Genomic DNA, 5,654 nt, shown 5'->3' with positions numbered 1-5,654 from the left:
GTTCCATGGAGGCGACGATCCACCATTTCAAGCTCTACACCGAAGGCCATCATGTGCCGCAGGGCGAGGTCTACGCCGCGGTGGAGGCGCCCAAAGGCGAATTCGGCGTCTATCTTGTCTCTGACGGCAGCAATGTTCCGTACCGCTGCAAGATACGTGCGTCGTCTTTCGCCCACCTTCAGGCGATGGACTTCCTGTCGCGCGGGCACATGATCGCCGATGTCGCGGCCATCATCGGATCGCTGGATATCGTGTTCGGAGAGATCGATCGCTGAGTGGAGGTACGGCGCGGGCAGCCCTAAGAGCAAATTCCAGACACAGTCCCAACTTCGCGCGGGGAATTGCATCAACAGCAGAATGAGCGAAAGCAAAAAGATAGAGCGGTTCGACGTTCTCGCAAAACGGTGAATCGCTCTAGCTACCGACGGCTGGGGACAACTCCCCTCCGTCTCCGATAAGGATTGAACTTGCCGCGGTTCTTGGAACCGCGGCAGTCGTCTTAGTGCATGAACACCGATCTCAGCCAGGCAAGAATGCCCGAGCCTGGAGAGATGGCCGCGCGAACGCGGGACGCCGCCCAGCGTGCCGGCAGATTGGCGCCGACATGGCAATGGCAGACGACCTCGTGCAGTTGCCAGTCGCTGAGTTCGAAGAAGCGCTTTGCTTCGCCGTAGGTGTCGTCCTTCAGGCCCTGAGCACGAAAGATCGGGTCTTCGAAGGCGACAGTAATCGGCGATCCGGTGGAACGCATCTTTTCGCGCACGTCGGGTGTGGCGTATTCGGTGCCCGCAAGCGCCATAAGGCGCCGGCCGGGATCCTGCTCGAGAAGTTGCGCCCAGCGTTCGAGGCGTTGGCCACGACTGGCGATGAGAACCGCTGCTTCAGCATGAACGTCGGCAACGGCATTGAGTTGGTCTACGGTTTGGTGCTTCAAGGCCGCCTCCTATGTCGGCAGATGATCACCCGCCCCGCAAACGGAACTAAGGCGCTGCATGGCGCCGGCAAGGGCGAAATGGGCGACGGGAAATCATTTGATCGTCATTCGTGTCCGACCCCGCCGAAGCGCGGCGGGATCGCTGTGGAACCATCCCCGGTCGAGGCCGTTCTGCCATGCGTCAGCCGCCGGTGATCAGGTGTCGATGAAGCGTCGGATGAGGCGGCTCTACCCATCATGTTCTGGTCGGGCAGATACCGGTTGCCCAAACCGCATCTCGCGGACTGCTCTGCCAGCGCAACGAGGGACCACCTTATGGCTATTCTCCCCACTCCCGACCCCACGCCAACGCCGGTCCCCACGCCGCCGCCGTTTCCCGACCCAAAACCGATGCGCGAACCAGATCCGGAGAGGCTGCCGGACGAGGAACCCGTTCCCAATCCGGATGAGAACGACGTGCCTCCCAAGCACTCGGGTGCGCTCGGTGCAGGGCCACGAGGCCATATCGGTGCGGGACATCATCGATGAGGCCGACCTCGGCCGCTCGGCTGATTGGCCACACGTCGGCCGGTCGCGCCGCCCCGCATTGTAAAGCGGATTGAACGATTCAAAGCACCAAGCCGGCGTCTATTCAAACCGCGCCGGCGTCCAGGCTCCTCCAGCCGTGTTCGACTCCACTGCCGCCGCCACGAACTTCACACCACGAGCGCCGTCGACGACGTCCGGTACCTGCGCCGCGCGCCCAACATCGACCGCAGTGCCCGCTCGATGCGCGCGGATGATGTCGGCGGCATCGCGGTAGAAATTGGCGAAGGCCTCGATATAGCCCTCGGGATGCGCCGCCGGCATGCGCGAGACGCGCCGGGCTTCCGCCGTCGAGCCGTGGCCGCCGCGCACCAGCGTGCGTGCCTCCTCGCCATACGGCGCAAGGCGCAGTTCCTCCGGCCGCGTGCCCGACCATTCGAGCCCGGCCCGGTCGCCATAGATGTGCACCGAGAGATCGTTGTAGTGGCCGGGCGAAGTCTGGCTGGCGAGGATGGTGCCGCGCGCCCCGCCGGTCCAGCGCACCAGGACATGCGCGTTGTCGTCGAGGCGACGACCTGGCACGGAGGTAAAAGGTCCGCCGATACGGCGTCAGCCTCGAAGCCAGAGATGAAGCTCGCCAGGTTGAAGGCGTGCACGCCGATGTCGGCAAGCACCGCCGATTGCCCCGCGCGCGCAGGGTCGGTGCGCCATTCGGCCTGCTTCTGGCCTTGCGCGTCGATCGGCTGCGTCAGCCAGTCCTGGATGTAAGCGCCGTGCACCGACACGATGCGGCCGAGTTCGCCCGCTGCCACCATTTCGCGCGCCTGCCGCGCCATGGCGTAACCGGTGTTGTTCAATGTGACGAGGAAGCGGCGCTTCTTGGCTTTCGTCAGCGCCACCAACGCCTCAGCTTCGGCAAGCGTCGTCGACAGCGGCTTGTCGCAGATGACGTCGATGCCGGCTTCCAGAAAAGCAGTGGCGATCGGCGCACGCAGATGGGTGGGCGTGACGATGACCACCGCCTCGATGCCGTCCGTCCGCGCCGCTTCGGCCTTTGCCATCGCATGGTAGTCAGCATAGCTGCGCTTCGGCGCGATGCCGATCTCGGCGGCCGATGCCGCGGCGTTTTCGGCATCCGAAGACAGCGCACCCGCCACCAGCGCGATTTGGTCGTCGAGCCGTATGGCCAACCGATGAACCGCGCCGATGAAGGCGTTGCGGCCGCCTCCAACCATGCCGACCGTCAGGCGTTTGCGTAAGGTTCCGTCAGCGGTTGCGTAGACCATGGTTCGAGTCCTCCCGGATGCCGTCCAGCGCTGGGACTATAGGGGGCGCCCCGCCAATTTCGAACAGGCTTTCCAAATTTTGTTTTGTAAAACGATCGTGCCGCACTAGCCTTGTGCGAGACCGGTGGAGGAGGGTTCGGATGGTGAAGCGTCGCATGGCTACCCGCCGGCTTGTCGAGGCGATGGAAGCAAGACAATCGCTTCAGGTTTTGAATTCTCCCCTTTTTCCAACCGTCGGCGACTGGCGATCTTCACCGCAAGTTGGGGGCGCCTCAGGTACAACAGCTCGAATCCGGTGCATCTGATGAGCGGCGCACGAACCTCACCCGGCGAGCGCGTTCCCCGCAAACGCGGCCGTTCGCTGGCGGCACTTGGCTACACGAAACCACAAACCTATGAGGAGCTGCGCGCGGTGCTCTCTTCCGGCACCGTGCATTTCCCGAAAAGGATGCGCCAGGTCGCCATCTTCCTATGGCAGCATCCCAGCGACGTTGCGCTCGGCACCATCGCCCAGGTGGCGGCGCAGGCAGGCGTGCAGCCCTCGACGCTGGTACGCTTCGCGCAGATCTTCGGCTATGCCGGCTTTTCCGACTTCCAGGGCCTGTTCAAGGACCATTTGAAAGGCTCCTGGCCGGAAGGACGCACGCGCGACAACAAGGAACCGGCAGCAGCCGAACCCCACGCCGACTTGCATTTCCTCAACGGCATGGTCGGCGCCTCGCAGGCTTCGCTCAACCGCATCGGCAATGGTGTCGACACCGACAGCTTCGAGAAGATGGCCGACCTGCTGGCGGGAGCCGAGCTGATCTATGTCATCGGCAGCAAGTGCGCTTTCCCGGTCACCACCTATCTGTCGCTGACGCTGTCGCAACAGGGCGTGCGCAACGTGTTGGTCGACAATGTCGGCTCGACCGCGCTCGATCAGGTCGGCTGCATAAGCCAGCGCGACGCGGTGCTCGCCGTTTCCTTCAGCCCTTACAACTCGATTACGCCAGACCTGGTCGCCCTCGCCCATGATCGCGGAGCACGCATCGTCGCCATCACCGACAGCACCTTCTCACCGCTGGTGAAACTCTCCGACACCTGGCTGGAAGTGGTGGAACAGGACTTCGCAGGCTTCCGCTCGCTCGCCGCTTCGCTCGCCGTCGGCATGGCTTTGGTCCACGGCGTCGTCGCGCGGCGGACAGGTTGATCGGCGCAGTTGACTGCAAGGAACTGTCGTTCCATATTCGAGAAAATAGAAACTTTGTTCCAGGAGGAGGAATGGAGGTTCGGCTCGACGGCAAGGTCTTGTTGATCACCGGTTCGACCCAAGGCATCGGCCGCGCGATTGCCTGGACGGCCGCCCGTTCCGGCGCCGAAGGTTTGCTGATCACCGGCCGCAACCGGCAGCGCGGCGACGCGGTCGCGGCGGAACTGTCGGCGATCGGGGCGCCGTCCGCTTTCCTGGCAGCCGACCTCGGCGTCCCGGAGACTCCGGCCCTGCTCGCCGCCGCATGCACCGAGCGCTTCGGCCGCATCGACGGGCTGGTCAATGCAGGGGCTCTGACCGACCGGGCCTCCTTCGTCGATGCCGGCCTCGACGACTGGACATCATTGTTCGCCGTCAATGCGCGTGCGCCTTTCTTCCTGATGCAGGCGGCGATCGCCGACATGAAAAAGCGCGGACAAGGCGGCGCCGTCGTCAACATCCTGTCGATCAATGCGCATTGCGGCGCCCCGGATCTCGCCGTCTATTCCGCCACCAAGGGCGCCCTGGCGACGCTGACCAAGAATGCCGCCAACGCGCACCGCTTCGATCGCATCCGCGTCAACGGCATCAATGTCGGCTGGACCGACACGCCCGCCGAACGCGTCATGCAGGCCGAAACGCTCGGCCACGGCCCGGGCTGGCTAGACGCGGCCAATGCCGCGCAGCCCTTCGGCCGGCTACTCTCCGTTACCGACGTAGCGAACCTCGCCGTCTTCCTGCTTTCCGACGCGGCCGGGCCGATGACCGGCGCGCTGATCGACCAGGAGCAATGGGTGATCGGAGCGAACCGGTGAGCATCTCACCCTCCGCCAATCTCGGCCCCGCCCTGCTCGGCGGCCTGCCGCCTGAAGTCCGCAAACCGGCTTACGCTCGCTCGGCGCTGCAGCCGGGCATTGCCCATATCGGCGTCGGCGCCTTTCACCGCTGCCACCAGGCCGAATACACGGATGACCTCCTGGCGGATGATTTCGATCGCTGGGGGCTCGTCGGCATCAACATCCGGCCTCCCGTGCTCGCCGCGACGCTCGGCCGGCAGGACGGCCTCTATACGCGGCTCATCCGTCAGAACAACGAGGTCGAGGCCCGCGTCATCGGCAGCATCGTCGGTGTGGTCGACAGCCAGCACAGCGCCGCGCCCGCACTCGAGGTGCTCGCCTCACCCGAAATCGAGATGATCACGATGACGGTGACCGAAAAGGGCTATTGCCACATCCCGTCGAGCGGCGCGCTCGACCTAGACCATCCCGACATTGTCCACGACCTCGCCAACCCTGAGGCCCCGCGCAGCGTGCCCGGCATCCTGGCACGAGCGCTTGAGCTGCGCATGGGCTCGCATGGCCGCCCGGTGACGCTGCTTTCCTGCGACAACATCCCGGCCAACGGCACTATCCTCGGCAATGTCGTGGGGACATTCGCCGAGCGGCGCGGCAACGGCTTGGCGGACTGGATCGCAGCCAACGTCGCCTTCCCCTCGGCCATGGTCGACCGCATCGCGCCTGCAACGACCGAGAACGATATCGAGACGGTCGAGCAGCGCTTCGGCTATCGCGACAGCGCCGTCGTCGTCGGCGAGCGCTTTCGGCAATGGGTGATCGAGAACCGCTTCGCCGGCCGCGTGCCGCGCTGGGACCGCAGCGGCGCCGCTTTCGTAGACGAC

Annotated in this window: 4 protein-coding genes and 2 pseudogenes; 4 read left to right on the top strand and 2 right to left on the bottom strand. The window is 64.8% G+C overall.

The window, feature by feature from the left end:
- Positions 1 to 275, top strand: a pseudogene (locus tag EOA60_RS16100) (NADH-quinone oxidoreductase subunit D); the annotation flags it as partial.
- Between the two features lie 224 nt (positions 276 to 499).
- Here EOA60_RS16100 and EOA60_RS16095 read toward each other — a convergent pair.
- Together EOA60_RS16095 and EOA60_RS16085 are read right to left on the bottom strand one after the other, a co-directional pair.
- Positions 500 to 934: a hypothetical protein gene (locus EOA60_RS16095; protein WP_067003930.1), complete on the bottom strand. Its 435-nt coding sequence runs from the start codon at positions 932 to 934 to the stop codon at positions 500 to 502.
- A 627-nt stretch (positions 935 to 1,561) separates the two neighbouring features.
- Positions 1,562 to 2,745: pseudogene (locus EOA60_RS16085) on the bottom strand (Gfo/Idh/MocA family oxidoreductase).
- A 304-nt stretch (positions 2,746 to 3,049) separates the two neighbouring features.
- On the opposite strand from EOA60_RS16085, the gene EOA60_RS16080 reads away from it, so the two are divergent.
- From EOA60_RS16080 to EOA60_RS16070, 3 genes are all read left to right on the top strand, one after another.
- On the top strand, positions 3,050 to 3,937 hold the full coding sequence (locus EOA60_RS16080) for a MurR/RpiR family transcriptional regulator (RefSeq protein WP_127334726.1): 888 nt from the start codon (positions 3,050 to 3,052) through the stop codon (positions 3,935 to 3,937).
- 71 nt (positions 3,938 to 4,008) lie between these two features.
- Entirely contained in the window at positions 4,009 to 4,791 is a 783-nt protein-coding gene (locus EOA60_RS16075; protein ID WP_095823471.1) for an SDR family oxidoreductase, read from the top strand.
- Positions 4,767 to 5,654 (top strand): mannitol dehydrogenase family protein (locus EOA60_RS16070; RefSeq protein ID WP_164899343.1); only part of this gene is annotated, 888 nt, incomplete at its 3' end. The genes EOA60_RS16075 and EOA60_RS16070, both read left to right, overlap by 25 nt.

Origin of the sequence: Mesorhizobium sp. M1A.F.Ca.IN.020.06.1.1, from assembly GCF_004023265.1 — a bacterium.
In the GTDB taxonomy this organism is placed as follows: Bacteria; Pseudomonadota; Alphaproteobacteria; order Rhizobiales; family Rhizobiaceae; genus Mesorhizobium.
Note: the sequence above shows the minus strand (reverse complement) of the source record. Positions and strands in the feature narration are given on the sequence as shown.